At 66.6% G+C, this 27000-nt stretch carries 30 protein-coding genes and 1 tRNA gene; 17 read left to right on the top strand and 14 right to left on the bottom strand.

The genetic code is table 11. The features are described 5' to 3' along the window. Position 1: 1 nt before the first annotated feature. From thrS to QTH87_RS14830, 9 genes are all read left to right on the top strand, one after another. The gene (thrS, locus tag QTH87_RS14870; RefSeq protein WP_286610077.1) at positions 2-1909 is read left to right on the top strand and encodes a threonine--tRNA ligase; all 1908 of its coding nucleotides are present in this window, start codon (positions 2-4) and stop codon (positions 1907-1909) included. Positions 1910-2007: 98 nt separating this feature from the next. After that, complete coding sequence (gene infC, locus QTH87_RS14865; protein ID WP_286610408.1) at positions 2008-2628, top strand: translation initiation factor IF-3; 621 nt, start codon at positions 2008-2010, stop codon at positions 2626-2628. A gap of 142 nt (positions 2629-2770) precedes the next feature. After that, positions 2771-2974, top strand: coding sequence for a 50S ribosomal protein L35 (gene rpmI / locus QTH87_RS14860; RefSeq protein ID WP_028253491.1), 204 nt, complete (start codon positions 2771-2773; stop codon positions 2972-2974). A gap of 24 nt (positions 2975-2998) precedes the next feature. Then, positions 2999-3358, top strand: a complete 360-nt coding sequence (rplT, locus tag QTH87_RS14855; RefSeq protein ID WP_012747009.1) for a 50S ribosomal protein L20 — start codon at positions 2999-3001, stop codon at positions 3356-3358. Between the two features lie 130 nt (positions 3359-3488). Beyond that, the gene (gene pheS, locus QTH87_RS14850) at positions 3489-4565 is read left to right on the top strand and encodes a phenylalanine--tRNA ligase subunit alpha (RefSeq protein ID WP_286610075.1); all 1077 of its coding nucleotides are present in this window, start codon (positions 3489-3491) and stop codon (positions 4563-4565) included. A 23-nt stretch (positions 4566-4588) separates the two neighbouring features. Further along, a complete protein-coding gene (pheT, locus tag QTH87_RS14845) occupies positions 4589-7021 on the top strand; it encodes a phenylalanine--tRNA ligase subunit beta (RefSeq protein WP_286610073.1) in 2433 nt (810 codons plus the stop codon). Further along, positions 7018-7389, top strand: a complete 372-nt coding sequence (locus tag QTH87_RS14840; protein ID WP_286610072.1) for an integration host factor subunit alpha — start codon at positions 7018-7020, stop codon at positions 7387-7389. The genes pheT and QTH87_RS14840 overlap by 4 nt, the downstream gene beginning before the upstream one ends. A gap of 63 nt (positions 7390-7452) precedes the next feature. After that, positions 7453-7917, top strand: a complete 465-nt coding sequence (locus QTH87_RS14835; RefSeq protein WP_286610070.1) for a MerR family transcriptional regulator — start codon at positions 7453-7455, stop codon at positions 7915-7917. 26 nt (positions 7918-7943) lie between these two features. Next, positions 7944-8020 (top strand) — tRNA-Pro (locus QTH87_RS14830). 147 nt (positions 8021-8167) lie between these two features. On the opposite strand, the gene QTH87_RS14825 is transcribed toward QTH87_RS14830, so the two are convergent. Continuing rightward, the gene (locus QTH87_RS14825) at positions 8168-8509 is read right to left on the bottom strand and encodes a YciI family protein (protein WP_286610407.1); all 342 of its coding nucleotides are present in this window, start codon (positions 8507-8509) and stop codon (positions 8168-8170) included. Between the two features lie 41 nt (positions 8510-8550). Further along, positions 8551-8895, bottom strand: coding sequence for a hypothetical protein (locus tag QTH87_RS14820; protein WP_286610069.1), 345 nt, complete (start codon positions 8893-8895; stop codon positions 8551-8553). A 111-nt stretch (positions 8896-9006) separates the two neighbouring features. On the opposite strand from QTH87_RS14820, the gene QTH87_RS14815 reads away from it, so the two are divergent. Next, complete coding sequence (locus tag QTH87_RS14815; protein WP_286610067.1) at positions 9007-9348, top strand: hypothetical protein; 342 nt, start codon at positions 9007-9009, stop codon at positions 9346-9348. Between the two features lie 27 nt (positions 9349-9375). On the opposite strand, the gene QTH87_RS14810 is transcribed toward QTH87_RS14815, so the two are convergent. The 6 genes from QTH87_RS14810 to QTH87_RS14785 all read right to left on the bottom strand — a co-directional run bounded on the left by QTH87_RS14810 (position 9376) and on the right by QTH87_RS14785 (position 14021). Then, positions 9376-9690: a hypothetical protein gene (locus tag QTH87_RS14810; protein ID WP_286610066.1), complete on the bottom strand. Its 315-nt coding sequence runs from the start codon at positions 9688-9690 to the stop codon at positions 9376-9378. Between the two features lie 118 nt (positions 9691-9808). Next, positions 9809-10396, bottom strand: a complete 588-nt coding sequence (locus QTH87_RS14805; RefSeq protein WP_286610065.1) for a murein hydrolase activator EnvC family protein — start codon at positions 10394-10396, stop codon at positions 9809-9811. Between the two features lie 59 nt (positions 10397-10455). Beyond that, positions 10456-12252, bottom strand: a complete 1797-nt coding sequence (locus QTH87_RS14800; RefSeq protein WP_286610062.1) for an ABC transporter ATP-binding protein — start codon at positions 12250-12252, stop codon at positions 10456-10458. 14 nt (positions 12253-12266) lie between these two features. Continuing rightward, entirely contained in the window at positions 12267-12734 is a 468-nt protein-coding gene (locus QTH87_RS14795; RefSeq protein ID WP_286610060.1) for a CreA family protein, read from the bottom strand. 5 nt (positions 12735-12739) lie between these two features. Beyond that, positions 12740-13291 carry an NUDIX hydrolase gene (locus QTH87_RS14790; RefSeq protein WP_286610058.1) on the bottom strand — a complete coding sequence of 184 codons (552 nt, stop codon included), beginning with the start codon at positions 13289-13291 and terminating at the stop codon, positions 12740-12742. Positions 13292-13319: 28 nt separating this feature from the next. Further along, positions 13320-14021: a fumarylacetoacetate hydrolase family protein gene (locus QTH87_RS14785; protein ID WP_286610057.1), complete on the bottom strand. Its 702-nt coding sequence runs from the start codon at positions 14019-14021 to the stop codon at positions 13320-13322. 102 nt (positions 14022-14123) lie between these two features. Here QTH87_RS14785 and maiA point away from each other — a divergent pair, with 102 nt between their 5' ends. Both maiA and pgeF read left to right on the top strand, forming a co-directional pair. Continuing rightward, positions 14124-14762, top strand: coding sequence for a maleylacetoacetate isomerase (gene maiA, locus QTH87_RS14780; protein ID WP_286610054.1), 639 nt, complete (start codon positions 14124-14126; stop codon positions 14760-14762). Continuing rightward, a complete protein-coding gene (pgeF, locus tag QTH87_RS14775; RefSeq protein ID WP_286610053.1) occupies positions 14759-15520 on the top strand; it encodes a peptidoglycan editing factor PgeF in 762 nt (253 codons plus the stop codon). The genes maiA and pgeF overlap by 4 nt, the downstream gene beginning before the upstream one ends. Here pgeF and QTH87_RS14770 read toward each other — a convergent pair. Next, positions 15452-15748, bottom strand: coding sequence for a hypothetical protein (locus QTH87_RS14770; protein WP_286610051.1), 297 nt, complete (start codon positions 15746-15748; stop codon positions 15452-15454). The two genes, pgeF and QTH87_RS14770, sit on opposite strands and share 69 nt — an antisense overlap. 103 nt (positions 15749-15851) lie before the next feature. Here QTH87_RS14770 and QTH87_RS14765 point away from each other — a divergent pair, with 103 nt between their 5' ends. From QTH87_RS14765 to QTH87_RS14755, 3 genes are all read left to right on the top strand, one after another. Continuing rightward, positions 15852-17582: a PHA/PHB synthase family protein gene (locus QTH87_RS14765; protein ID WP_286610049.1), complete on the top strand. Its 1731-nt coding sequence runs from the start codon at positions 15852-15854 to the stop codon at positions 17580-17582. Positions 17583-17631: 49 nt separating this feature from the next. Further along, positions 17632-18810, top strand: a complete 1179-nt coding sequence (locus QTH87_RS14760) for an acetyl-CoA C-acetyltransferase (RefSeq protein WP_286610048.1) — start codon at positions 17632-17634, stop codon at positions 18808-18810. 80 nt (positions 18811-18890) lie between these two features. Then, the gene (locus QTH87_RS14755) at positions 18891-19568 is read left to right on the top strand and encodes an RraA family protein (protein ID WP_286610046.1); all 678 of its coding nucleotides are present in this window, start codon (positions 18891-18893) and stop codon (positions 19566-19568) included. Between the two features lie 27 nt (positions 19569-19595). On the opposite strand, the gene QTH87_RS14750 is transcribed toward QTH87_RS14755, so the two are convergent. From QTH87_RS14750 to QTH87_RS14730, 5 genes are all read right to left on the bottom strand, one after another. Then, on the bottom strand, positions 19596-20471 hold the full coding sequence (locus QTH87_RS14750) for an endonuclease/exonuclease/phosphatase family protein (RefSeq protein ID WP_286610044.1): 876 nt from the start codon (positions 20469-20471) through the stop codon (positions 19596-19598). Then, positions 20468-21304: a carbohydrate ABC transporter permease gene (locus tag QTH87_RS14745; RefSeq protein WP_286610042.1), complete on the bottom strand. Its 837-nt coding sequence runs from the start codon at positions 21302-21304 to the stop codon at positions 20468-20470. The genes QTH87_RS14750 and QTH87_RS14745 overlap by 4 nt, the downstream gene beginning before the upstream one ends. Further along, positions 21301-22170, bottom strand: a complete 870-nt coding sequence (locus QTH87_RS14740; RefSeq protein WP_286610040.1) for a carbohydrate ABC transporter permease — start codon at positions 22168-22170, stop codon at positions 21301-21303. The genes QTH87_RS14745 and QTH87_RS14740 overlap by 4 nt, the downstream gene beginning before the upstream one ends. A gap of 97 nt (positions 22171-22267) precedes the next feature. Further along, entirely contained in the window at positions 22268-23569 is a 1302-nt protein-coding gene (locus tag QTH87_RS14735) for an ABC transporter substrate-binding protein (RefSeq protein WP_286610039.1), read from the bottom strand. Between the two features lie 28 nt (positions 23570-23597). Further along, the gene (locus QTH87_RS14730; protein ID WP_286610038.1) at positions 23598-24614 is read right to left on the bottom strand and encodes an ABC transporter ATP-binding protein; all 1017 of its coding nucleotides are present in this window, start codon (positions 24612-24614) and stop codon (positions 23598-23600) included. 132 nt (positions 24615-24746) lie between these two features. On the opposite strand from QTH87_RS14730, the gene phbB reads away from it, so the two are divergent. Both phbB and QTH87_RS14720 read left to right on the top strand, forming a co-directional pair. After that, positions 24747-25484, top strand: coding sequence for an acetoacetyl-CoA reductase (gene phbB, locus QTH87_RS14725; protein WP_286610036.1), 738 nt, complete (start codon positions 24747-24749; stop codon positions 25482-25484). 132 nt (positions 25485-25616) lie between these two features. After that, positions 25617-26972, top strand: coding sequence for a dicarboxylate/amino acid:cation symporter (locus tag QTH87_RS14720; protein ID WP_286610034.1), 1356 nt, complete (start codon positions 25617-25619; stop codon positions 26970-26972). The last annotated feature ends 28 nt before the right edge of the window (positions 26973-27000 follow it).

Raw genomic sequence — 27000 nt, 5'->3', positions numbered from 1 at the left:
CATGATCCAGATCACGCTCCCCGACAACTCGCAGCGCGAGTTCCCCGGCCCTGTCTCGGTGGCCGACGTCGCCCGCTCGATCGGCCCCGGCCTGGCCAAGATGACGGTTGCCGGCAAGGTCGACGGTCGCCTGGTCGATGCCAGCGACATCATCGACCACTCTGCCAGGCTGCAGATCATCACGCCCAAGGACGACGAGGGCCTGGAAATCATCCGCCACTCCACGGCCCACCTGGTCGGCCATGCGGTGAAGCAGCTCTACCCGACGGCCAAGATGGTGATCGGACCGGTGATCGACGAGGGCTTCTACTACGACATCTCCTACGAGCGCCCCTTCACGCCCGAGGACATGGAGGCGATCGAGAAGCGCATGCGCGAGCTGATCGCGCAGGACTACGACGTGGTCAAGAAGGTGACGCCGCGCGCCGAGGTCATCGACGTCTTCACGTCGCGCGGCGAGGACTACAAGCTGCGGCTGGTCGAGGACATGCCCGACGAGCAGGCCATGGGCCTCTACTACCACCAGGAATACGTCGACATGTGCCGCGGCCCGCACGTGCCGAACACGCGTTTCCTCAAGGTCTTCAAGCTCACGAAGCTGGCCGGCGCGTACTGGCGCGGTGACGCCAAGAACGAGCAGCTGCAGCGCATCTACGGCACGGCCTGGGCCGACAAGAAGCAGCTCGAGGACTACATCCGCCGCATCGAGGAGGCCGAGAAGCGCGACCACCGCCGCCTCGGACGCGAACTCGACCTGTTCCACATCGACGAGGCCGCGCCCGGCCTGGTCTTCTGGCATCCCAAGGGCTGGGCCATCTGGCAGCAGGTCGAGCAGTACATGCGCCGCATCTACCGCGAGACGGGCTACCAGGAAGTGAAGGGCCCGCAGATCCTCGACAAGAGCCTGTGGGAGAAGACGGGCCACTGGCAGAACTACCGCGAGAACATGTTCACGACGGAATCGGAGAAGCGCGAATACGCGTTGAAGCCGATGAACTGCCCTGGGCACGTGCTGATCTTCAAGTCGGACCTGCGCAGCTACCGCGACCTGCCCCTGCGCTACGGCGAATTCGGCCAGTGCCATCGCAACGAGCCCAGCGGCGGCCTGCACGGCATCATGCGCGTGCGCGGCTTCACGCAGGACGACGGCCACATCTTCTGCACGGAAGACCAGATCCTCGAGGAGTGCGTGGCCTATACGACGCAGCTGCAGAAGGTCTATGCCGACTTCGGCTTCACGGACATCCTCTACAAGGTCGCGACGCGCCCCGAGAACCGCATCGGTTCGGACGAGCTGTGGGACAAGGCCGAGCATGCGGTCATGGAGGCGCTGCGCCGCTCCGGCGTCGACTTCGTGATCGCGCCCGGCGACGGCGCCTTCTACGGCCCGAAGATCGAGTACACGCTGCGCGATGCCATCGGCCGCCAGTGGCAGTGCGGCACGATGCAGGTCGACTTCAACATGGCCGAGCGCCTGGGTGGCGAGTACGTCACGGAGACGAGCGGCCGCGCCCACCCCGTGATGCTGCATCGCGCGATCGTCGGCAGCCTCGAGCGCTTCATCGGCATGCTGATCGAACACCATGCCGGCGCCATGCCCGCCTGGCTCGCGCCGGTGCAGGTGGCGGTGCTCAATATCAGCGAAAACCAGGCCGATTACGCGAGCGAAGTTGCCAAAACGCTGCAAAATCAAGGGCTTAGAGTTTCGCTCGATCTGCACAACGAGAAGATTACGTATAAAATACGGAAGCATTCGTTGCAGAAGCTTCCCTACATCGTCGTCGTAGGCGACAAGGAAAAGGAAGCTGGTGCCGTCGCAGTGCGCGCCCGGGGCAATGTTGACCTCGGTGCCATGTCGGTGGAAGCGTTCTCCCAAAAGGTCGCCCACGACATCCAACACAAGCTTTGAATTTGCATGGATTCAAAGGCCGGTTTGATCGAACAGGCGGCTTGTGGGCGTGGGCTTCACGGTGATCGCTACAAGATTTGTAGCATATTGTTTGAAGGATTCTGACCATCGCTACTGCATTTCGCGACCGCCGCCACCGCGAGGAACGCCAACACCGCCTGAACCGGGAAATCATGGCCCCGGAAGTCCGCCTGATCGGGCCCGACAACGAGCCACTGGGCGTCGTGAGCTTGTCCGAGGCCCTGCGCCTGGCCGGCGAACAGGACGTGGACCTCGTCGAAGTCGTTGCCGCGGCCAATCCGCCGGTCTGCCGCCTGATCGAGTACGGCAAGTTCAAGTACCACGAGCAGAAGAAGGCGGCCGAGGCGAAGTCGAAGCAGAAGGTCATCGAGGTCAAGGAAATCAAGTTCCGTCCCGGTACCGACGATGGTGACTACAACATCAAGATGCGCAACATCCGGCGCTTCCTTGAAGACGGTGACAAGTGCAAGATCACGCTGCGGTTCCGCGGTCGTGAGATCACCCACCAGGAACTCGGTCTGGCTCTGTTGCAGCGCATTCGCGACGAACTGGGCGACCTGATCCTCGTGGAGCAGTTCCCCAAGCTCGAAGGCCGGCAGATGATCATGATGATCGCGCCGGGCCGCAAGAAGCCGGGGGCGGCCAAGCCGGCTGCCGACGCGGCGGCGACGCCGGCTGCGGCGCCAGCGGCGGCCTGAGTCAGAAGAAATTTGCAGGGATTTCGCCCCTGAATGTCTCCGCAAGGAGATCGGCAGGGGCGGGATGAAGAAGTGTCTCGGGGCCAACAAGTCCGTGGAGTTTCCGCGGCGCCTCACGAGCACAAACTAAAGGAGCATTCACATGCCCAAAATGAAGACCAAGAGCAGCGCGAAGAAACGTTTCCGCGTTCGTCCCGGTGGCACCGTCAAGCGCGGTCAAGCCTTCAAGCGTCACATCCTGACCAAGAAGACCACCAAGAACAAGCGTCACCTGCGTGGTGCAACGGCAGTTCACGAGACCAACATGGTTTCGATGGCCGCCATGTTGCCCGGCAGCGGCATTTAACTTAGACGAACAAGGAGTACACACATGCCTCGCGTCAAACGTGGTGTAACGGCTCGCGCCCGCCACAAGAAGGTTCTCGCACTCGCCAAGGGTTTCCGCGGTCGCCGCGGCAATGTCTTCCGCATCGCCAAGCAGGCGGTGATGAAGGCAGGCCAATACGCCTACCGTGACCGCCGCACCAAGAAGCGCGTGTTCCGTCAACTGTGGATCGCGCGTATCAACGCCGCCTCGCGTGAACTGGGCCTGACCTACAGCCAGTTCGCCAACGGCATCCGCAAGGCGGGCATCGAGATCGACCGCAAGATGCTTGCCGATATCGCAGTGCACGACAAGGCCGCTTTTGCCGGCATCGTGGAGCAGGTCAAGGCCAAGCTGGCCGCTTGATCCTGCATCGCCGGCAGTTGCCCTCGGGCAGCGGCTCGGCGCCCACGTCAAGGGCTGGCGCCTGAAAGGGCTCCGGCCCTTTTTTCATCTTTCGGCCCGCCCGCTTTCCTTTGATCCGAAGAATTTCTCCATGAACGAGCTGGACTCCCTGGTCGATACCGCCCGCGCCGCCTTCGCCACCGCGAAGGCTCCCGCCGAACTCGAGAACGCGAAGGCGCAGTTTCTCGGCAAGTCGGGCCGCATCACCGAACTGATGAAGGGCATGGCGGCGCTCAGCGTCGACGAGAAGAAGACGCGCGGTGCGGCCATCAACGTCGTCAAGCAGGCCATCGAAGCCGCGCTCGGCGAACGCCGCCAGCAACTGGCCGACGACGAGCTCGCGGTGCAGTTGCGCGCCGAGGCGCTCGACGTCACGCTGCCAGGCCGCCGACGCGTGGCCGGCGGGCTGCACCCGGTGAGCCGCACGATGGAACGCATCGAGGCGATCTTCTCCAGCATGGGCTTCGATGTCGCGGACGGTCCCGAGATCGAGAGCGACTGGCACAGCTTCACCTCGCTCAACAACCCGCCGAACCATCCGGCGCGCTCGATGCAGGACACCTTCTACGTCGACATCGACGGCGAGGACGGCGTGCCCTACAACCTGCGCCCGCACACCAGCCCGATGCAGGTGCGCTATGCGCATCAGCACATCAAGAAATACGCGGCGCAATTCGAGGCCGCTGCGGCCGACGTCACCGGCGCGGTCAAGGCGCCCGAGATCCGCGTGATTGCGCCGGGTCGCACCTACCGCGTCGACAGCGATGCCACCCATTCGCCGATGTTCCACCAGTGCGAAGGCCTGTGGCTGGGCGAGAACGTGAGCTTCAAGGACCTGAAGGTGGTCTTCACGGATTTCTGCCGCACCTTCTTCGAGAGCGACGATCTGGTGCTGCGCTTCCGGCCGAGCTTCTTTCCGTTCACCGAGCCGAGCGCCGAGATCGACATCCAGTTCCAGAGCGGCCCGTTGGCCGGCCGCTGGCTCGAGGTGGCGGGCTCCGGCCAGGTGCATCCGAACGTGGTGCGCAACATGGGGCTGGACCCCGAGCGCTACATCGGCTTCGCCTTCGGCATGGGCCCGGACCGGCTCACGATGCTGCGCTACGGGGTGAACGACCTGCGCCTCTTCTTCGACGGCGACCTGCGCTTCCTCACGCAATTCCAATAAACGACTAGAACGAGAACGACGAGATGCAATTCCCCGAGTCCTGGTTGCGCGAATTCTGCAATCCGCCGATCAGCAGCGAACAACTGGCCGAGACGCTCACGATGGGCGGCTTCGAGGTCGAGGAACGCCGCCCCGTGGCGCCGCCGTTCAGCAAGGTGGTGGTCGGCGAGATCAAGGAAGCCGTGCAGCACCCGAACGCCGACCGCCTGCGCGTGTGCCAGGTCGATGCGGGGCAGGGCGCCCTGCTCAACATCGTCTGCGGTGCGCCGAACGCACGCGTGGGCATCAAGGTGCCGCTGGCGCTGGTCGGCGCCGAGCTGCCGCCGGGCGAGGACGGCAAGCCCTTCCTGATCAAGCTCGGCAAGCTGCGCGGCGTCGAGAGCCAGGGCATGCTGTGCTCGGCACGCGAGCTCAAGCTCAGCGAAGACCATGGCGGCCTGCTCGAACTTGCAGCCGATGCGCCGGTGGGCGCGGACGTGCGAAAGCTGCTCGATCTCGACGACGCCCTGTTGACGCTCAAGCTGACGCCGAACCTGGCGCACGGCCTGAGCGTCTACGGCATTGCGCGCGAACTTGCCGCGCTCACCGGTGCTCCGCTCGAGAGGCCGAAGATCGCGCCCGTCAAGCCTTCGTTCGACGACAAGCTGGCCGTCAAGGTCGAGGCGCCCGACCTCTGCGGGCGCTTCTCGGGCCGCATCGTGCGTGGCGTCGATACGCAGGTCGAGACGCCGGCCTGGATGGTCGACCGCCTGGCGCGCTGCGGGCAGCGCAGTGTCACCGCGCTGGTCGACATCTCGAACTATGTGATGTTCGAGTACGGCCAGCCGAGCCACATCTTCGACCTCGACAAGATCCATGGCGGACTCACGGTCCGCTGGGGCCGCGCGGGCGAGCAGCTCAAGCTGCTGAACGGCAACACCGTCACGGTCGACGAGAAGGTTGGCGTGATCGCGGACGAGCGCGAGGTCGAGTCGCTGGCCGGCATCATGGGCGGCGACGCCACCTCGGTGTCCGACGGCACGCGCAACATCTATGTCGAGGCTGCCTTCTGGTGGGCCGAGAGCATTCAGGGCCGTTCGCGGCGCTACAACTTCTCCACCGATGCGGGCCATCGCTACGAGCGCGGCGTCGATCCCAGCCGCACCGTCGAGATCATCGAGCGCATCACGCAACTCGTGATCGACATCTGCGGCGGCCAGGCTGGCGCGATGGACGACCAGACGCTGCGCCTGCCCGAGGCCCGGCCCGTCACGCTGCGCGTGGCGCGTGCGGCGCGCGTGATCGGCATGCCGCTCACGCAGGCTCAGTGTGCCGACGCGCTGCGGCGGCTTTCGCTGCCGATCGAGGAGGGCGATGGCGTGCTGGTCGTGACGCCGCCGCCGCATCGCTTCGACCTGCAGCTCGAGGAAGACCTGATCGAGGAAGTGGCACGGCTGATCGGCTACCAGAACCTGCCGACCACGCCGCCGCTGGCGCCCATCACCGCGCGCGTGCGGCCCGAGGCTCGGCTTGGCCGCTTCGCGGTGCGCCATCGGCTGGCCGACCTGGGTTACCAGGAGACGATCAACTTCAGCTTCGTCGAATCGCACTGGGAGTCCGATCTGGCCGGCAATGCCGATCCGATCAAGCTCCTGAACCCGATCGCAAGCCAGCTGAGCGTGATGCGCTCGTCGCTGCTGGGGTCGCTGCTGCAGGTCCTCAAGTTCAACCTCGACCGCAAGGCGCCGCAGGCGCGCGTGTTCGAGATCGGCCGCGTGTTCCTGCGCGATGCCTCGGTGGCCACCACCGACAGCACGGTGAAGGGCATTCACCAGCCCATGCGCGTCGCCGGCCTGGCCTGGGGCGACGACGCCGAGGGCCGCTGGGAAGGCAAGGCCGAGCGGGTCGATTTCTTCGACGTCAAGGGCGATGTCGAGGCGCTGCTTGCGCCGCGCGTGCCCACCTTCGAGGCCACCGAGCATCCGGCGCTGCATCCCGGGCGCGCGGCGCGCGTGCTGCTCGACGGCCGTGCGATCGGCGTGGTGGGCGAACTGCATCCGCGCTGGCGCCAGCAGTGGGAATTCGCGCAGGCGCCGTTCCTCTTCGAGCTCGACCTCGATGCGGTCACGGCGCAGCCGGTGCCGGTGGCGCAGCCCGTGCCCAGGCAGCAGCCGGTCGAACGCGACCTGGCGCTCGTGGTGGCCGAGTCGGTGACGCTCGCGTCGCTGACGGACGGCATCCGCGCCGCGTCGGATGCGAGCCTGCTGCGCGACGTGTCGCTGTTCGACATCTACCGGCCCGTGGCCGCGCGCGAAGGTGGCAGCGCGGGCACAGGCCTGGCGGCAGGCGAGAAGAGCATGGCCGTGCGCCTGAGTTTCAACAGCGACAGCGCGCTGACCGACGAGCAGATCGAAGCCGCGGTGCGCCGGATCATCGACCAACTCGGCGCCCGGCTCGGCGCCCGACTGCGGGTATGAACGCCATGGATTTCACGCTCGAAGCCCTCGAAACGCCTGCGCTCACCAAGGCGCATCTGGCCGACCTGCTGTTCGAGCAGATCGGTCTCAACAAGCGCGAATCGAAGGACATGGTCGAGGCCTTCTTCGACCTGATCGCCACCAGCCTGATCGAGGGCACGGACGTCAAGATCTCCGGCTTCGGCAACTTCCAGATCCGCGTGAAGGCGCCGCGACCCGGCCGCAATCCTCGCACCGGCGAGGCGATCCCGATCGGCGAGCGGCGCGTCGCGACCTTCCACGCGAGCGCCAAGCTCAAGGAACAAATCCACGGAAGCGCCGACGAATCGGCGCCGCTCGAGGTCGAATGGAATCTGGGTGCCGAATAAGCTTGGTGCTCGGAGCGCCGGTGGAGTAACCTATGAGGTTTCGCTCGCACCGTCTTGATTTCAATGGAGAAAACCCTCCCGCCGATTCCCGTCAAACGCTACTTCACGATCGGTGAGGTCGGCGAGCTCTGCGGCGTCAAGCCGCACGTGCTGCGCTACTGGGAACAGGAGTTCACGCAGCTGCGGCCGATGAAGCGGCGCGGCAACAGGCGCTACTACCAGCACCACGAGGTGCTCATGATCCGCCGCATCCGCGACCTGCTCTACGACCAGGGCTTCACCATCAGCGGTGCACGCAACAAGCTTCAGGAACTGGTGCAGTCCGAACGCGACCGCCGCAAGGCCGGCGAGGTGCCGCTCGAAGGGATGGAAGCGATCGAGATCGACCAGGAAGAGTTCGATGCCGCGGTGCAGGACGAAATGGACCCGGCCGATGAAGCCGGCGGCCGCACGGTCGATCTGTCGCAATTGCTGCACCTTCGTCGTGAACTCACCGAAATTCGTGAACTGCTCGGCTCGAGTCACTGATTTCGGGCGGCTATAATCGAGAGCTTCGGTGTGTGGCGCAGCCTGGTAGCGCACTTGCATGGGGTGCAAGGGGTCGAAGGTTCGAATCCTTTCACACCGACCAAAAACGTCAGTCAGATCAACGGGTTACGCTCACAAGGCGTAGCCCGTTTCTCTTTGGGTTTTCGAGACTCGCTGCTCAGTCCGGTTCCCGTCGATGTGATCGCCGCAGAACAGGCGAGCGCGCGCGGCACGGCTTCCGAATCCGCCCTCAGCTCTCGGGGTCATGCCCGAACTCGCGGAGCTCCTGCGGGCAGCGGCAAGCCTTGGCGATTCTTGCTGCCCACTGGATGGCGGCTTCGCGCGACGGCAGGCGCAGAACACACAAGCCGCCGTCGAACTCCTTGGTCTGGGGATAGGTTTCCTTCGTCACCGCGCCGTCGGAAGCGACCATGAGGGGTGCGGCATCCGCGTTGATGCCGCCACCGAACACATAGACGCCTGCAGCCTTCGCCTCGCGAATGACTTGGCGCGCAGCTTCACCCACGGCGGCAAGCTCCCTTTCCGGGACTTTCATTGCGCTTGCGGGAAAGGAGACAAGGTAGTTGGTCATCATCCGGTTCCTTGGTCGAAGTCCGGCGCACTGCCGGTCGCTCAGCGGATCTCGACGCTGCTGCCCTCCGACACCTCGATGCCCGTGCGAACCATTCCGCTGCGAGACCGGTAGGCAAGCTGGCCGCAGCCCCGCGCGTCCGCGTTGACGCCGAAGGAGGTCGAGCGTTCCCCCTTCACGAGTTCGAAAGGGTTGCCGTCCACGGGTCGGGTCCCGCCATGAAAGGTGTCGAAGACATGCACGATCTGCGCATGGCCGGTGAGATTCACGATCGTGACCTGGATTTGAGGCATTCGAGAAGTAGACGAGGAGTTGCGGCGAATTCTGCCCGAGGTGAAGCGTCGACGGTGGTGCGCGCCCGCTGACGCGAGTTCGTCGATGCTCACTCCCACCTCATTCAAGCCTCATCCGTGGCTCATTCTTGGCGCCTAGAGTCCGGCCCATCCCTCCGTGGCGCCGCATCGTCGCCATGGTGAAGGGGTGCAGGAGAACACACCATGCATGTTTCGTTCAAGGCGCTTGCCATCGGCCTTTCGGGCGCGGTCCTCGCGCTCGGCGCGCTGTCCGCCAATGCTCAGTCGGACGGCGCCGACTACCACCCGCTGCAGATGCAGAACTCGAACGCGAATCCGCAGGCCAGCGCAGACGCGATCGCCGCTTCACATGCGAGCGGCACCGAACCCATAGGACAGTCGACATCTGCACCCATGGTGAGTTCGCAAGGAATCTCGCGCGAAGCCGTCTATCGCGAAGCCGTTGCCACCGCACATGGCACGAGCAGCGAGGTCGTGGGACAGTCGACCGGCATGGCGGGCATCACCGGCGGCGTGGCCCATTGATCGTCCGCATCGCGCGTCGACGTCCGGTCAGGCAAACTGGGCGTCGGCCTGCAAGGTCTTCTGGAAGCTGCGCTCGATCGGAAGATCGAAGTCGGATGGACCCAGCAGCACCGGCACCTGCGGCGCCAGGGCATAGCGAGCCAACGCGCAACATTCGATGAGGCCGAAGTGGGACTCGCAGGCACCGATGAGGCTTTCGCCGTCATCGGCGCTGGCACCGAAGCACTGTCGCAAGGCGCGATCCTGGATGCGCGCCATGATGCGCGGACCGTCGAAACCATCGGGATAGATCGCAAACCGGACGGTGCCCGACTCGGGAAAATGGATGGCTTCGCAGGTCATGGTGCATTCCTTTTCGTTTGTCGCATATTGGATGCGAGCACGATGTCAGGAATGCGAAGAGAAGTTCGCTTCGTGAAGACGGCGGCGGCCTACAGCCATGCGCCGACTGCCGCAGCGCTCAGCGCAGCGTGCCGTTCAGGTAGGGCTCGGGATCGACCGCGACGCCTTGCTTGCGGATCTCGAAATGCAGCTTCACGCGGTCGGCGTCGCTGTTGCCCATCTCGGCAATCTTCTGGCCCTGGCGCACCACGTCCTTCTCCTTGACGAGGATGGTCCTGGTGTGCGCGTAGGCCGTGAGGAAGGTGTCGTTGTGCTGCACGATCACCATGTTGCCGTAGCCGCGCAGTTCGCCGCCGACATAGACCACGCGGCCATCGGCCGCCGCGACGATCGGGTCGCCGGGATTGCCGGCGATGTCCAGTCCCTTGTTCTTGTTGGCGTCGAAGCCGGCGATGGTGCGGCCCGATGCAGGTCGCACGAAGATGGCCTGCGGCTTGGGTGGCGCCGGTGGCTGCGCAACCGGCGGTGCCGGCTGGCCGGAGGGCGGCAACGGATAGAAGGGGGCGCTCGTGCCGCTTTGCGGGGCGGGTGTCGTGCAGGCTGCAAGCATGCCGAGCGCGAGCATCGAGAGGCCCGAGGCGACGGCGCGTGACTTCGGCTGGCGGATGGCGCGCGTGGCGCCGTGTCGGAGGTTCTGGAATGGCATGGCTTTTTTGGAACGTTGTCGCTGCGAAGGGTTCCCCGGTGCGGGACCGGACCGCGGTTTTAGCACGCTGGCGGCGCCACAGGTGCGACCATCCGTTGCAGCAGGGGCTGGCGCGCGAGCACCGCATCGCGCGGCCCGGCGTCGACGACCCTGCCGGATTCCATCAGCACCACCGTCTCGAAGCGCTCCAGCAGGCTCAGCCGGTGGATCGACGCGATGATGCAGGCCTCCGGGTACGCGGCCGCGATGCGTTCGAGGACGCGCGCCTCGGTTGCCGCGTCGAGCGCACTGGTCGGCTCGTCGAGCAGCAGCAGCGAACTGCCGCGGGCCGCCAGCACGCCGCGCGCGAGGCAAAGCCGCTGGCGCTGTCCGCCCGACAGGTTGAAGCCGCGCTCGGACAGCGGCGTGTCGAGGTCGCCATGGGTTGCGCGCAGCACCTCGTCGAAGGTGCTGGTGTGCATCGCGGCGATCAGGTCGGCGTCTTCCGCGGGCTGCCCGAAGCCGAGGTTCTCGCGCACGCTGGCCTCGAACACTTCGGTTTCCTGCGGGATGAGCGTGGCGAGATTGCGCAGGCGCTTCCAATGCTGCGGCTCGCCATCGATGGCGAGCGTGCCTTCGCGCGGTGCGTAGAGGCCTGCCAGCACCCGCAGCAGCGTGCTCTTGCCACCGCCGCTCGGGCCCACGAGGGCGACCCGCTGGCCGCGGACCAGCGTGAGCGCCACGTCGTGAAGGCCGCTTCGGGCGGTCTCGGCGCCCGGCACCGCGGCGCGCGGATCGTAGTGCCACGAAAGCCCTTCGATGCGCAGGCTCTGCCAGCTTGCATCGCGGTCGACCGCTTCCTGGACCAGATCGGACGCGCGCGCAGGAGCTTCCCATATGGGCGCCGCACTGCCGTAGTCGGTGTGCATGCGGGCGAAGAACTGGAAGTTCGCTGCCATCGAGGACACCACGCTGGCCGCCTGCTGCGCGTACTGGTAGATCATGAAGACGCCGCCCAGCAGCACCGCCTGCCCGGGCGTGCGCGACTGCCACACGTAGACCACCACCAGGCCCCAGGTGAGGCCCAGGCCCATGATGTCGACCGCGAACCACTTGCCCTCGTTCAGCACCACGGTGCGCTTGAGCGGCAGCGAGATCGCGGCCATGCGCTTGCCGAGCAGCTTGCGCGAGGCGGCCGAGAGCCGCAGTCCGATCACGGTGGAGGCATTGCCGATGAAGTCGAGCAGGGCCGCCACGTAGCGGCGGTCGGCGTCGTTCTCGACCCGCGCGAGCCGCATCAGCGCGCGGTCGAAGCGCAGCACCATGAGCGCGATCACGATGTAGCCGGTGATCGCGATCGCGCCGCTGGCGCGCGAAAGCAGCGTGAGCGCAACCAGCGGTCCGATGAAGTTGACGATGTTCGTGAGGTAGACGAACTGGTTCTGCGCGAAGTCCGACAGCGCCTTGCTCGCCTGGTGAACGCGATGCTGCAGTTCGCCCGAGTGATGGCTGTCGTGCCAGGCCAGCGGCGCCGCGGCGACGCGCGCATAGAGCGTGTCGGCCAGGCGCTCGCGGACCTGCAGGCCGACGTTGCGCTCGAGGATGCGTCCCGGACCGTGCACCAGCCAGGAAGCGATGTAGACGCCCGCGAGCGCCCCGATCCAGCGGCCCGAGACCGCGAAGTCGCCGGTCTGCAGCGCGTTGATCGCCTGCGCCGCGAGCCAGGGCATCAATAGCCGCAGCAACTGCGAGCCGGTCAGCAGGATCGTGGCGGCGATGAACTGCGGCCGCGCGCCTTCGGCGTAGCGCCACAGCGCGCTGTAGAGCGTGCGGATCGCGTTGCCCGGGTCGCTGCTCTTGCTGTCGCTGCTGCTCATGCGGAGGGCGCGCGCTACTTGCGGGGAATCGGCGTTGCGCGGTCGATCGGCACGGCCGTGATGCTGTTCTTCGGCGAGCCGTCCACCAGCAGGTCGGAGTAGGTCAGGTATACCAGCGTGTTGCGCTTCGGGTCGACCATGCGCACCACGCGCAGCCGCTTGAAGAGCAGCGACAGCCGTTCGCTGTAGACCTCCTCGCGCGCCGGCAGAGGCTGGGTGACGCTCACGGGGCCGACCTGGCGGCAGGCGATCGAAGCCTCGGACTTGTCCTCGGCCAGGCCGAGCGCGCCCGAGACACCACCGGTCTTGGCGCGCGAGACATAGCAGGTCACGCCCTGCACCTTGGGGTCGTCGTAGGCTTCCACCACGATCTTGTGGTCGGGGCCGATGAGCTTGAAGGCGGTGTCGACCTCGCCGACCTGCTCGGCCTGCGCAAGGACGACTGCCGTGCCGAGGCCGAGCAGCAGGGCCGCGATGCGCATGCGCCTCACGTGATATCCAGCGTGTGCACGCGGTCGAAGCTGCCGCGCCGCCGGTCTTCGAAGTAGCGGGTGAGTGCCTCGCGCACCGTGCGGAAGGCGATCTCTTCCCAAGGGATCTCGTCCTCGGTGAACAGCCGCGCCTCGATCGTCTCGTGGCCCGGATCGAAGCGCTCGCTGAGCAGCCGCGCGCGGTAGAACAGGTGCACCTGGCCGACCCGCACCACGCTCATGACGGCGAACAGGCCTTCCATCTCGTATTCGGCGCCGGCTTCCTCGTCGGTCTCGCGCGCGGCGCCCTCGGAGGTCGATTCGCCGAGCTCCATGAAGCCGGCCGGCAGGGTCCACTTGCCCCAGCGCGGCTCGATGTTGCGCTTGCACAGCAGCACGCGGTCGGCCAGGACCGGGATGGTGCCCACCACGTTGAGCGGGTTCTCGTAGTGGACGGTGTTGCAGGCCGGGCAGACCGCGCGCTCCTTGGTGTCGCCGTCGTCCGGCAGCCGGTAGACGACCGCGGTGCCGCAGTTCTTGCAATGCTTGATGGGGACGCGAAGGATCATCGTCGGGTACGCGCTTCGGGCCGCCGGCTCAGTCGATCCTGACCGTCAGGCTCGGCAGTCCGGCGATCTCGCCGACCAGCGTGTCGCCCGCCACCACGGCGGCGACGCCTTCGGGCGTGCCCGTGAAGATCAGGTCGCCGGGCTGCAGTTCCCAGGCGGCCGACAGGTGCTCGATGGTCTCGGCGATGTTCCAGATCAGCTTGGAGACGTTGCTGCGCTGGCGGTCGGTGCCGCCCACCTGCAGCGAGATCTCGGCCTGCTCGACGTCGCCGGCCTGTTCCACGGGCACGATCGGGCCGATCGGGGCGCTCTGTTCGAAGCTCTTGCCGATGTCCCAGGGACGGCCCTGTTTCTTCATGTCGTTCTGCAGGTCGCGGCGCGTCATGTCGAGCCCGACTGCATAGCCGTAGATGTGCTTGTGGGCGTCGGCGGCAGCGATGTTGCGGCCGCCGGTGCCGATCGCCGCCACCAGTTCGATCTCGTGGTGCAGGTTCTTCGTCAGCGTCGGGTAGGCCATGCGGCCGGTGCTGCCGGCTTCGACCACCACGACCGCGTCGGCGGGTTTCATGAAGAAGAAGGGCGGCTCGCGGCCGGTGAAGCCCATTTCCTTCGCGTGTTCCTCGTAGTTGCGGCCGACGCAATAGATGCGGTGCACGGGAAAGCGTGCGGTCTGGCCGACGACCGGGACGGACACGACCGGGTGGGGGGCAAAAACGAACTCGGAGGCCATGGCGAAAGGTTTCCTTTGCTGCGAAAACGGCAGTGTGCCAGAGGCACGGCAGGGTTGCCCTCGGTGGCCCTCGGCAGGCGTGGCCGCTATGCTCGCCGGATCATGAAGCTGCACAACTACTTCCGCTCGTCGGCCTCCTTCCGTGTTCGCATCGCGCTCAACCTCAAGGGCCTGGACTACGACTACATCCCGGTGCACATCGCCCGCGGGGACCACAAGACCGGCCCGTTCGCGGCGATCTCTCCCGACCAGCTGGTGCCCCTGCTCGAGGACGATGGCGAGCGCTTCACGCAGTCGCTCGCGATCATGGAATACCTCGACGAGATCCAGCCCGAGCCGCCGCTGCTGCCGCACGACCCGGTCGGTCGCGCCCACGTCCGCGCGCTGGCCGAATCGATCGCTTGCGAGATCCATCCGCTGAACAACCTGCGCGTGCTCAAGTACCTGGTGCGTGAGCTCAAGCTCGACGACGAGGCCAAGAACGCCTGGTACCGCCACTGGGTGCGCGAGGGCATGCTGTCCTTCGAGCGGCAGCTGGCCCAGCATCCGGTCGGCACCTACTGCTACGGCAACACGCCGACGCTGGCCGATTGCTGCCTGGTGCCGCAGGTCTTCAACGGCCAGCGCTTCGATTGCGATTTCAGCGGGTTGCCACGCACCATGGGCGCCTTCGAGGCCTGCATGCAGCTCGACGCCTTCCAGCGCGCCCAGCCGGCACGCTGCCCCGACGCCGAAGCGTGAACGGCGATCCCTCGCTGCTGCTGCCCGACTGGCCGGCGCCGCCCGGCGTGCATGCACTGTGCACGACGCGGGAGGGCGGCGTGTCTGCAGGCAGCTTCGCGTCGCTCAACCTGGGCGGCCACGTGGGCGACGATCCGCTGGCCGTGCAGGCCAACCGCGATCGCCTGCGCGGGCGGCTCGGCGACGCCCGGCCGGTGTTCCTCGAACAGGTGCACGGCACCGAGTGCGTGGCGCTCGACGGCGCCAGCGCCGACGGCACGCGGGCCGATGCCTGCAGCACAACCGCGCGCGGCCTGGCCTGCACCATCATGGTCGCCGATTGCCTGCCGGTGCTGTTTGCCGACGCGCACGGCAGGCGCGTGGCCGCGGCCCACGCGGGCTGGCGCGGGCTGGCGGCCGGTGTGCTCGAACGCACGGTGGCGAGCTTCGAAGGGGAAGGCGGCGCGCCCGGGCTGCTGGCCTGGCTCGGGCCCTGCATCGGCCCCGACGCCTTCGAGGTCGGCGACGAGGTGCGGGCAGTGTTCGTCGATGCGGAATCGCAGGACGCGCGCTTCTTCAGGCCTGCGGGCAACGAAGGCAAATGGCTGGCAGATCTTGCGGGCCTTGCGCGCCGGCGGCTTCAGGGCGCAGGGCTGGCCAGCATCCACGGCAACGACAGCAGCGAGCCGTGGTGCACGGTTCACAACCCGTTACGCTTTTTCTCGCATCGGCGCGACCGGGTCAGCGGACGCCTTGCCGCCTGCATCTGGCTCACCTGAACGGGCCGCTGCCGCTCGGACGGCAGCCTCGCGCTCGGCCATCTCGCGTGCCTTGAGGGACCGTCTGCGGGCCGGCGTGGCCAGCAGGTAGACCACCAGCGCCACCGGCCCGAGGCCGTACAGTAGGAAGGTAAAAACCGCGCCGAGCACGGTGCCGGTGGTGTTAGTCGCCTCGGCGATCGCCGCCATCAGTGCGACGTAGAGCCAGGCGATCACGACGAGGTGCATGGATGAAGTTTTCAGGCAGGTATGGCGGGCCGCTCTGGTGGGGCCGCATCGAATACAGCATACTCAAAACCCGCTGCGATGCGACGAGACAGCAGGAGACACCATGAAACAGACCCAGGCCGCCGGCGCCGACACCTTTGCGCCCTTCCAGCAGGCGCTCACGCAGGGTTGGGAGAAGGCTCTCGAGTCGTTCCAGTTGCTGGGCGCGCAAAGCCCGTTCAATGCCCACGGTGCCGCAAGCCAGCTTCCGCGCTTCTCGCTCTCGCCCGAAAAGCTGCAGCGTCTGCAGGAGCAATACCTCAGCGAGGCCTCCGACCTGTGGCGCGAGGGCTTTGCCCCCCGTGCCCTGGCCGACAAGCGCTTCGCGGGCGATGCCTGGGGCAGCAATCCGGTTTCGTCCTTCTCGGCCGCCATCTACCTGCTGAACGCGCGCACGCTCATGGGAATGGCCGATGCCGTCGAAGCCGACGAGAAGACCCGCTCGCGGCTGCGCTTCGCGGTCGAGCAATGGATGGCCGCCTCGGCGCCCAGCAACTACCTGGCCTTCAATGCCGAGGCGCAGAAGAAGGCCCTCGACACGCAGGGCGAGAGCATCGCCAAGGGCATCCAGAACCTGTTGCACGACGTGCAGCAGGGCCACGTCAGCATGACCGACGAGAGTGCCTTCGAGGTCGGCCGCAACGTCGGCACCACCGAAGGCGCGGTGGTGTTCGAGAACGAGCTGTTCCAGCTGCTCGAATACAAGCCGCTCACGGCCAAGGTCTACGAGCGGCCGCTGCTGCTGATACCGCCGTGCATCAACAAGTTCTACATCCTCGACCTGCAGCCCGCCAATTCGCTGATCCGCTATGCGGTGGAGCAGGGGCACCGCGTGTTCGTCGTGAGCTGGCGCAACCCCGACCAGTCGATGGCGCACTACACCTGGGACCAGTACATCGAGGACGCCGCGATCCGCGCGATCCACGTGGTGCAGGAGATCTCGGGCCAGGACAAGAAGGGCGGCAAGATCGACACCCTGGGTTTCTGCGTCGGCGGCACGATCCTGAGCACGGCACTGGCCGTGCTGGCCGCGCGCGGCGAACAGCCGGCCGCGTCGGTGACGCTGCTCACCACGCTGCTGAGCTTCACCGACACCGGCGTGCTCGACATCTTCATCGACGAGAACTTCGTGCAGTTCCGCGAGATGCAGATGGCCAAGGGCGGCCTCCTGCAGGGCGGCGAACTGGCCTCCACCTTCAGCTTCCTGCGCCCCAACGACCTGGTCTGGAACTACGTCGTGGGCAACTACCTGAAGGGCGAGACACCGCCGCCCTTCGACCTGCTCTACTGGAACAGCGACGCCACCAACCTGCCGGGTCCGATGTACACCTGGTACCTGCGCAATACCTACCACGAGAACAAGCTGGCCCAGCCCGGTGCGCTCACGGTGGCGGGCGAGAAGGTCGACCTCGGCGCGATCGATGCACCGGTCTACATCTACGGCTCGCGCGAGGACCACATCGTGCCGATCGGCGGCGCCTACGGCTCGACGCAACTGCTGAGCGGCAAGAAGCGTTTCGTGATGGGCGCCTCGGGCCATATCGCGGGCGTGATCAATCCTCCCGCCAACAAGAAGCGCAGCCACTGGATCCGCGAGGACGGCAAGCTGCCCAGCACCCAGCCCGAATGGCTGGCAGGCGCCACCGAGCATCCCGGCAGCTGGTGGACCGACTGGTCGAACTGGCTCAAGACCCATGCGGGCAAGCAGATCCCTGCCCCCAAGTCCTACGGCAAGGGCAGCGCCTACCAGGCGAGCGAGCCCGCGCCGGGCCGCTACGTCAAGGCCAAGGCCTGAGTTTCATTTCTCTTTCAAACTTTTCAATCCACGTACCGGAGAGCACACCATGGAAGACATCGTCATCGTTTCAGCCGCACGCACTGCGGTGGGCAAGTTCGGCGGCTCGCTCGCCGGCATTCCGGCGACCGAGCTCGGCGCCCTCGTCATCAAGGAAGTGCTGGCGCGCGCCAAGCTCGGCAACGACCAGATCGGCGAAGTGATCATGGGCCAGGTGCTCACGGCGGGCAGCGGCCAGAACCCGGCGCGCCAGGCGCTGCTCAAGAGCGGCCTCGCGAAGGAAACGCCGGCGCTCACCATCAATGCGGTGTGCGGCTCGGGCCTCAAGGCGGTGATGCTGGCCGCGCAGGCCGTGGCCACCGGCGACAGCGAGATCGTGATCGCGGGCGGCCAGGAAAGCATGAGCCTGGCGCCGCACGTGCTGCCGAACTCGCGCAACGGCCAGCGCATGGGCGACTGGAAGCTGGTCGACACGATGATCGTCGACGGCCTCTGGGACGTCTACAACCAGTACCACATGGGCATCACGGCCGAGAACGTGGCCAAGAAGTACGACATCAGCCGCGCCGCGCAGGACGAGCTCGCGCTGGGCAGCCAGACCAAGGCCGCCGCCGCGCAGGACGCGGGCAAGTTCAAGGACGAGATCGTCGCGGTCAACATCCCGCAGAAGAAGGGCGATCCGATCGTCTTCGACAAGGACGAGTTCATCAACCGCAAGAGCAGCGCCGAGGGCCTGGCAGGCCTGCGCCCCGCCTTCGACAAGGCCGGCGGCGTGACGGCCGGCAATGCCTCGGGACTCAACGACGGCGCCGCTGCCGTGATGGTCATGACGGCCAAGAAGGCGTCCGAGCTGGGCCTCACGCCGCTCGGCCGCATCGCGAGCTATGCGAGCACGGGACTCGATCCGGCCTTCATGGGCATGGGTCCGGTTCCGGCCTCGCAGAAGGCGCTGCAGCGCGCCGGCTGGAAGCCGCAGGACCTCGACCTGCTCGAGATCAACGAGGCCTTCGCGGCCCAGGCCTGCGCGGTGAACCGCGAGATGGGCTGGGACGTCAACAAGGTCAACGTGAACGGTGGCGCGATCGCCATCGGCCATCCGATCGGCGCGTCGGGCTGCCGCATCCTGGTCACGCTGCTGCACGAGATGCAGCGCCAGAATGCCAGGAAGGGCATCGCGTCGCTGTGCATCGGCGGCGGCATGGGCGTGGCTCTGACGATCGAACGCTGAGCGTCGACGCGAAGCGTGAAGCGAAGCCGTGCCGTGAGGTGCGGCTTTTTTTTGTTCCACCGTTCTCCGAGGGCTCCCAGATGAACGATGCCAGCCTGTTCCAGCAGATCCGCGACGAACTCTTCGTCGCCGCCGTCGGCGACGTGCTCGACACCATGGGCTACCAGCGGCAGTTCCTGCCGGCCGGCATCGCGCCGCTCGAAAAGTCGATGCGCATCCTCGGACGTGCCATGCCGGTGCTCGAGGCCGACGTCATCAACGACGGCACGCGCTCGGCCGGGCCGCTGTCGGGCAAGCCCTTCGGGCTGATGCTCGAGGCCCTCGACGACCTGAAGCCCGGCGAGATCTACATCGCGACCGGCGCCTCGCTGCGCTACGCCTTATGGGGCGGCCTGATGTCGACCCGGGCACAGCACCTGAAGGCCGCCGGCGCCATCCTCGACGGCTACGTGCGCGACGCCAACGAGATCGAGCGCCTGGGCTTCGACGTCTTCTGCCGCGGCACCTACGCGCAGGACCAGGGCGTGCGCGGCCAGGTGATCGACTGGCGCTGCACGATCGAGATCGACGGCGTGCGCATCGCGCCCGGCGACCTGCTGTTCGGCGACCGCGAGGGCGTGCTCGTGATCCCGCGCGCGGTCGAGGCCGAGGCCGTGGCCAAGGCGCTCGACAAGGTGCGCACCGAGAACAAGGTGGCCGACGCGATCCGCGGCGGCATGAGCGCCTGCGAGGCGCTGGCGACCTTCGGCGTGATGTAGCGCGGCCCCGTTCGGGCCGCACCGCCTTCAGTCTCCGAACTCCACCATCACCGGCTGGTGGTCCGACGCCTGCGTCCGCAGGTCCACCTCGACCTTGCGCACGCGCGGCGCCAGCGCATCGCTCACGAAGACGAAATCGCAGGCGATCGGATCGGGGCCGTACTTGCGGTCGAAGAGGCGGAAGGTCGGGTCGTGCGGCCGTCCCGGGTTCGCGAGCGGCCAGGCGTCCTGCAGGCGCCGCGCGGGCGTGCCGCCGCTCGGCAGTGCGGGGTCGGTGAAGGGCTGCAGGATCTCGTCGTAGGCCGGGTCGCTGGCTGCCATGTTGAAGTCCCCGCAGAGGATCGCCTGCGCGGTGTGGCGCTTCGCCTGGAAGGGCGAGGCGTTCATCGGGTCGACGGGCGGCGCCGCGGCCTGCTCGCAGGCCTCGATGTGCAAGGCGCGCAGCGCGCGGGCCTGGGCCAGGCGCTGGGCCGGCGAGTAGTACTCGAGATGGGTGGTCATGACGCGCACCGGACCGAGTTCGGGGCTCGTGAGCGTGACTGCCGTGCACATGCGCGGCATGCTGGTCACGGTGGGATCGGCCGGCCAGGGCAGCACGTGGTGGGCGACACGGGCCACCGGCAGCCGCGTGGCGATCATGTTGCCGAAGCGCATCGGCCGCCCCGCCGAATCGAACTCGTCGACCGCGGCACCGAAGAAGAGGCGAAAGCCCGGCAGCAGGGCCTGCAGTTCGGCCGGCTGGTCGCCCGGCTGGCCGGGCATGGCATCGAAGCCCGAGGCGATCTCCTGCAGGCACAGGACGTCGAAGTCGGCCATCGCGCGGGCGCCCTCGACGATGCGGCGCGCGCTGGCGATGCCGTCGAGGCCGCAGCACCACTGGGTGTTCCAGGTCACGAGTTTCACTTGATGCCGGCCCTCATGAAGCTCTGCACGAACTGGCGCTGGAACAGCAGGAACGCGATCAGCAGCGGCGCCGAGGTCATCAGCGTGGCGGCCGTGATGACCGACCAGTCGACGCCCTGGTCCACCGACGAGAACACCTGCAGCCCGACCGTGAGCGGCCGCGCCTTGACGCTGTTGGTGATGATCAGCGGCCAGAGGAAATTATTCCAGTGGAAGCTCACCGACACCAGCGCGAAGGCGGTGTAGACCGGCCGGGCGAGCGGCACATAGACCCGCCACAGGATCTGCATGGCGCTCGCGCCCTCGACGCGGGCGGCCTCGTCGAGCTCCTTCGGAATGCCCATGAAGGTCTGGCGCAGCAGGAAGATCGCGAAGGCCGAGGCGAAGTAGGGCAGGCCGATGGCCAGCAGCGTGTCGACCAGGCCGAGCCGGGCCATGGTCTTGTAGTTCTCGACCAGCAGGATGTCCGGCATGACCATGAGCTGGACCAGCACCAGCGCGAAGGCGATGCCGCGGCCGCGGAACTCGAAGCGCGCGAAGGCATACGCCGCGAGCGTGCCCAGCACCAGCTGCACCGCGAGCACCATCGTCACAAGCAGCGTGGTGTTGAGAAAGTAGCGCGCGAAGGGCGCGGCCTCCCAGGCGCGGCGGAAGTTGTCGAGCGTGAGCGGCGCCAGCAACGAGAAGCGGGTCGAATACTCGGCCGGGTGGAAGGCGGTCCATACCGCGTAGGCGAGCGGCAGGATCCACAACAGGGCCAGCACCCAGGCGGCCAGCGTGTCGAGCCATGTCGGCTCGTTGTAGGCCAGGCGACCGGCCGGCGCGCGCGTCATTTGTAGTGCACCTTGCGGTCGAGCACGAAGAACTGGAACAGCGAGATGCCGGCCAGCACCACCACGAGCACCACCGTGATCGCCGAGGCATAGGCCGTGTCCCAGAAGCTGAAGCCCACCTCGTACAGGTGGTAGAGCAGCAGGATCGAGGCGTTGTCGGGGCCGCCGCGGGTCAGCACGAACAGGTGGTCGACCATGCGGAAGGCGTTGATGAAGGCGTTGACCAGCACGAACAGCGTGGTGGGCATGAGCAGCGGCCACTGCACGCGGCGAAAGAAGTACCAGCGCGATGCACCTTCGATCGCGGCCGCCTCGCGCAGGCTTGGATTGAGCGTCTGCAGCGCGGCCAGGTAGAAGATCATGAAGAAGCCGGCTTCCTTCCAGATCGCCACCAGCGTGACCGCGCCGAGTGCGGTGGAGGGGCTGCCGAGCCAGTTGTGCGAGGGCAGGCCGAGTGCGCCGGTGATCTGCTCGAGCAGGCCGTACTGCGGCGTGTAGAAGAAGAGCCAGATGTTGGCCACCGCGATCATCGGCAGCACGGTCGGCGTGAAGTAGGCCATGCGCAGGAAGGCCCGGCCCGCGATGCGCTCGTTGACCCACAGCGCCATCACGAGCGCGAGCGCGATCGACAGCGGAATGGTCGCGCCCGCGAACCACAGGTTGTTGCGCACCGCCTTCCAGAACACCGGGTCGGCGGTCATGACCGCGTAGTTCTCGACGCCCACCCATACACCCGGGCGGCTGCCCTTGGGTGTGGAGTAGAAGCTGTCGATCAGGGTCGAGACCGCGGGCCAGTGCGTGAAGGCCACCAGCAGCACCAGCGCGGGCAGCAGCAGCAGCCAGGCGTGCAGGCTGCGCTGGCTCATGCGGTTCCAGGGCACCCGCGGAACCGGCTCGGCCGGGCCGCTGGGTGCGCTCCCTGAAAGAGGAGTGGCAGACCTGCGAGGCAGGGCACTCCGAGGGTCACTTGAAAGGTCTCAGGATGCGGTCGGCTTCGCGCTGTGCGTCCTGCATGGCCTGGGCCGGCGTCTTGGTGCCGGTCAGTGCGGCCTGCAGTCCGTCGTTGAGTGCCTTGGTCACGCGCTGGTTGTCGTGGGTCGAGAACTCGGCCACCGAGAACGGGAGCTGGTCGCGCGCGACCAGCGCCTGCGGGAAGTCGCGACCGTACTTGCGCAGCGTGTCGGTCTCGTAGGCGGCAGGAGAGACCGCGACGTAGCCGGTGTCCATGCTCCATTGCGCGGCGCGCTCGGGCTGGGTGATCCACTTGATGAACTTGAACGACGCTTCCTGCTGCGCCGGGGTGGACTTCTTGAAGATGTAGAAGTTGCCGCCGCCCGTGGGCGAGCCCTTGCGCCGGTTGGCCGGAATCATGCCGACGCCGAAATCGAACTTCGCGTTGGCCTTGATGTTGGTCAGGTTGCCGGTGGTGGTGTAGATGATCGCGGCCTTGCGCTCGAAGAAGTCCTTCGGCGTGGTGCCCCACTCGACCACGCCGGGCGGCTGGATGCCGGCCTTGCCGAGGTCGACCCAGTACTGCAGCGCCTCGATCACCTTGGGGTCGTCCAGCTTGACTGCCGTGCCGGCCTCGTTCGCGAGGATGGCGTCGTTGGGCGTGGTGATGGTCTGGAAGAGCCAGTACGGGAAGCCGCTCGACGGAATCTGCACGCCCCATTGCGTGACCTTGCCGCCGGCATCCTTCTTCGTGAGCTTGGTCGCCGCTTCCTTGAGTTCGGCCCAGTTCGCGGGTGCCTTGTCGGGGTTGAGGCCGGCCTCCTTGAAGAGCTCCTTGTTCCAGTACATGACGACGGTCGAGCGCTGGAACGGAATGCCCCAGGTCTTGCCGCCGGTCTGGCTGTTCATCATGAAGGCCTTGTAGAAGCCGGCCAGCCAGGCCTTGTCCTCGGCGGTCTTGACGAAGTCGTCGAAAGGCACGATCGCCTCCTCGTCGATCAGCGTGAACATGTCGGTCGACAGCAGCACCGAGGTGACCGGCGGCGTGCCCGACTTGTGGGCCGTCAGGGCCTTGACGATGGTTTCCTGGTAGGTGCCGGCGTAGATCGGCGTCACCTTGATGCCGGGGTTCTCCTTCATGAAGCCGGCCGCGAAGCCGTCGATGGTCTTGGCGATCGGGCCGCCCACGGCCACCGGGTAGTAGAACTGGACTTCGACCGGCGTCTGCGCCTGCGCGCCGGCACTGCCGACGACCAGGCCGCCGGCTGCGAACAGCGGCAGCGCCAGAGTCTTGATGAAGGTCTTGCGTTGCATGGTGGTTGCTTCTCCTCGTTGGTGAAAGTCAGGCCAGGCGTCGTCCGCCGGCATCGAATCCGTGAGCGTCCGCCGCGGCCCAGCGCAGGCGGACCCGGTCGCCCGGCGCCGCCACGTGCTGACCCGCCATCCGTACGAGCAGGTTCTGGCTGCCGATCGCGCAGCGCAGCACCAGGTCGGCACCCAGGTACTCGACGCTCTGGACCGTCGCGGGAATGCCGTCGGCGGCCAGCGAGATCGCCTCGGGCCGGACGCCCAGCGTGCCGCCGGCGACACCGGCCGCGACCTCGCTGCCCGCGATGCGCCCGTCTTCCAGGGCCGCGAGGTTCATCGGCGGCGTGCCGATGAAGCGGGCCGCAAAGGTGGTGGCGGGTCGTGCGTACAGGTCGCGCGGGGCGCCGGCCTGCTCGACCCGGCCCTTGTTCAGCAGCACCACCTGGTCGGCCATACTCATGGCCTCGGTCTGGTCGTGCGTGACGTAGACCACCGTGAGGCCGAGCTGCTGCTGCAACTCGCGAAGCTCGCGGCGCATGTCCTGGCGCAACTGGGCATCGAGGTTCGACAGCGGCTCGTCCATCAGGCACACCTTGGCCTGCGCCACCAGTGCGCGGCCGAGCGCCACGCGCTGCTGCTGGCCGCCCGACAGCTGGCCCGGCTTGCGATCGAGCAGCGTCTCGAGCCCGAGCAGCGACGCGGTCTCGCGCAGGCGGCGCGCGCTCTCGGCGGCGGGCGTGCGCCGTACCGAGAGCCCGAAGCCGATGTTGTCGGCCACGCTCAGGTGCGGGAAGAGGGCGTAGTTCTGGAACACCATCGCAATGCCGCGGCGCGCCGGCGGCAGGTCGGTGACGTCCTGACCGTCGATCAGCACACGGCCTGCGGAAGCGGTCTCGAGACCGGCCAGGATGCGCAGCGTGGTCGACTTGCCGCAGCCCGACGGACCGAGCAGCACGCAAAAGGAACCGGCGTCGATGCGCAGGTCCACGGCATGCAAGGCGGTGCTGTCGCCCCAAGACTTGGCGATCCCGTTCAGGGCGATGGAAGACATCGAACGAGTATATGGACGGCTTGTGACAGACGGTTGCATTGAGGGGTCAGTGTTTTCCTCAGCCGGAGCCGCCAGGAAATATCTGTACAGTGATCGACGCCTCTCCAGGCTCGCACATACCAAGGAACTTCCATGAGCAAAAAAGTCGCATACGTCACCGGGGGGATGGGTGGCATCGGAACCGCTATCTGCCAGCGCCTGGCCAAGGACGGTTTCACCGTCATTGCGGGCTGCGGCCCGACGCGGGATCACGCCAAATGGCTGGCCGAGCAGAAGGCCGAGGGCTTCGAGTTCCATGCATCGGTCGGCAATGTCGGCGACTGGCAATCGACCGTCGAGGCCTTCACCAAGGCCAAGGCCGAACACGGCAGCATCGACGTGCTGGTCAACAACGCCGGCATCACGCGCGACCGCATGTTCCTCAAGATGACGCCCGAGGACTGGAGCTCGGTGATCGAGACCAACCTCAACAGCATGTTCAACGTCACCAAGCAGGTGGTCGGCGACATGGTCGAGAAGGGCTGGGGCCGGATCATCAACATCAGTTCGGTCAACGGCGCCAAGGGGCAGGCCGGCCAGACCAACTATTCGGCCGCCAAGGCCGGCATGCACGGCTTCACGATGGCGCTGGCGCAGGAACTGGCTGCCAAGGGCGTGACCGTGAACACCGTGAGCCCGGGCTACATCGGTACCGACATGGTGAAGGCGATCCGCCAGGAAGTGCTCGACAAGATCGTCGGCACGATTCCGGTCAAGCGCCTGGGCGAGCCCAGCGAGATCGCGTCTATCATCTCGTGGCTTGCGACCGACGAGGGCGGCTATTCCACCGGGGCCGACTTTTCGGTCAACGGCGGGCTTCACATGCACTGAGGCCCCGAACGCGAAGAGCAGCATCGAGAAAACCCGCCCTGGCGGGTTTTTTCATTTGTCGGCAGCGCGCATTGCAATCAGGGTTCCACAAGACCGTCTCCCATTCCAACATTCCATATCCAGGAGATCCACATGACACCAAGCACCACCGCCGCGCCGGACGTGCCGCCCAGAAAACTGCCGCTCTACCGATCGCTCTACGTGCAGGTCATCACCGCCGTGATCATCGGCGTGCTGCTGGGCCATTTCCAGCCCTCGCTCGGCGAATCGATGAAGCCGCTCGGCGACGGGTTCATCAAGCTGATCAAGATGATGATCGCGCCGATCATCTTCTGCACCGTGGTGGTGGGCATCGCCGGCATGGAGGACATGAAGAAGGTCGGCAAGACCGGCGGCCTCGCGCTGCTGTACTTCGAGATCGTGAGCACGATCGCGCTGGTCGTCGGTCTGGTGCTCGTGAACCTGTTCAAGCCCGGCGCCGGCATGAACATCGACCCGGCGTCGCTCGACACCCGCGCGCTCGCCGCCTACACCGGTCCGGGCAAGATGGAGGGCACGGTCGACTTCCTGCTGCATGTCATACCGAACACGATCGTCGACGCCTTTGCCAAGGGCGAGATCCTGCAGGTGCTGCTGATCGCGGTGCTGTTCGGCTTTGCGCTGCACCGCTTCGGCGGCCGCGGCACGCTGATCTTCGACATCATCGAGAAGGGCTCGCACGTGCTCTTCGTGATCGTCAACTACATCATGAAGCTGGCGCCCATCGGTGCCTTCGGCGCCATGGCCTTCACGATCGGCAAGTACGGCATCGGCTCGCTGTTCTCGCTCGGCAAGCTGATGGGCACCTTCTACCTCACGTGCCTGCTGTTCATCTTCGTGGTGCTGGGGCTGATCGCGCGCTTCCACGGCTTCAGCATCTGGAAGTTCATCAAGTACATCAAGGAAGAACTGCTGATCGTGCTGGGCACCTCGTCTTCCGAATCGGTGCTGCCGCGCATGATGGAGAAGATGGAGAACCTGGGCGCCAACAAGACCACGGTCGGGCTCGTGATTCCCACGGGCTACTCGTTCAATCTCGATGGCACCTCGATCTACCTGACGATGGCGGCGGTCTTCATCGCCCAGGCCACCAACACGCCGATGACGCTGATGCAGGAGATCACGCTGCTCGGCGTGCTGCTGCTGACCTCCAAGGGTGCGGCGGGCGTCACGGGGAGCGGCTTCATCGTGCTCGCGGCCACGCTGTCGGCAGTGGGGCACGTGCCGGTGGCCGGCCTGGCGCTGATCCTCGGCATCGACCGCTTCATGTCGGAGGCCCGCGCGCTCACCAACCTGATCGGCAACGGCGTGGCCACCATCGTGGTGGCGAAGTGGACCGATGCGCTGGACACCGACCGCCTGCAGGCGGGGCTCAACAACGAGACCTGGGTCGAGGCCAACGAGCCCGAGGAACTGGTCAACGCCCGCACCAGCAAGATGGCGGGCTGAGCGAGTCCGGGCGTCGTTCTTGCAGAAT

This window comes from Variovorax jilinensis (genome assembly GCF_030316885.1).
In the GTDB taxonomy this organism is placed as follows: domain Bacteria; phylum Pseudomonadota; class Gammaproteobacteria; order Burkholderiales; family Burkholderiaceae_C; genus Variovorax; species Variovorax jilinensis.
The sequence above is the reverse complement of the archived record's forward strand: the minus strand, read 5'-3'. Positions and strand labels throughout refer to the sequence as shown.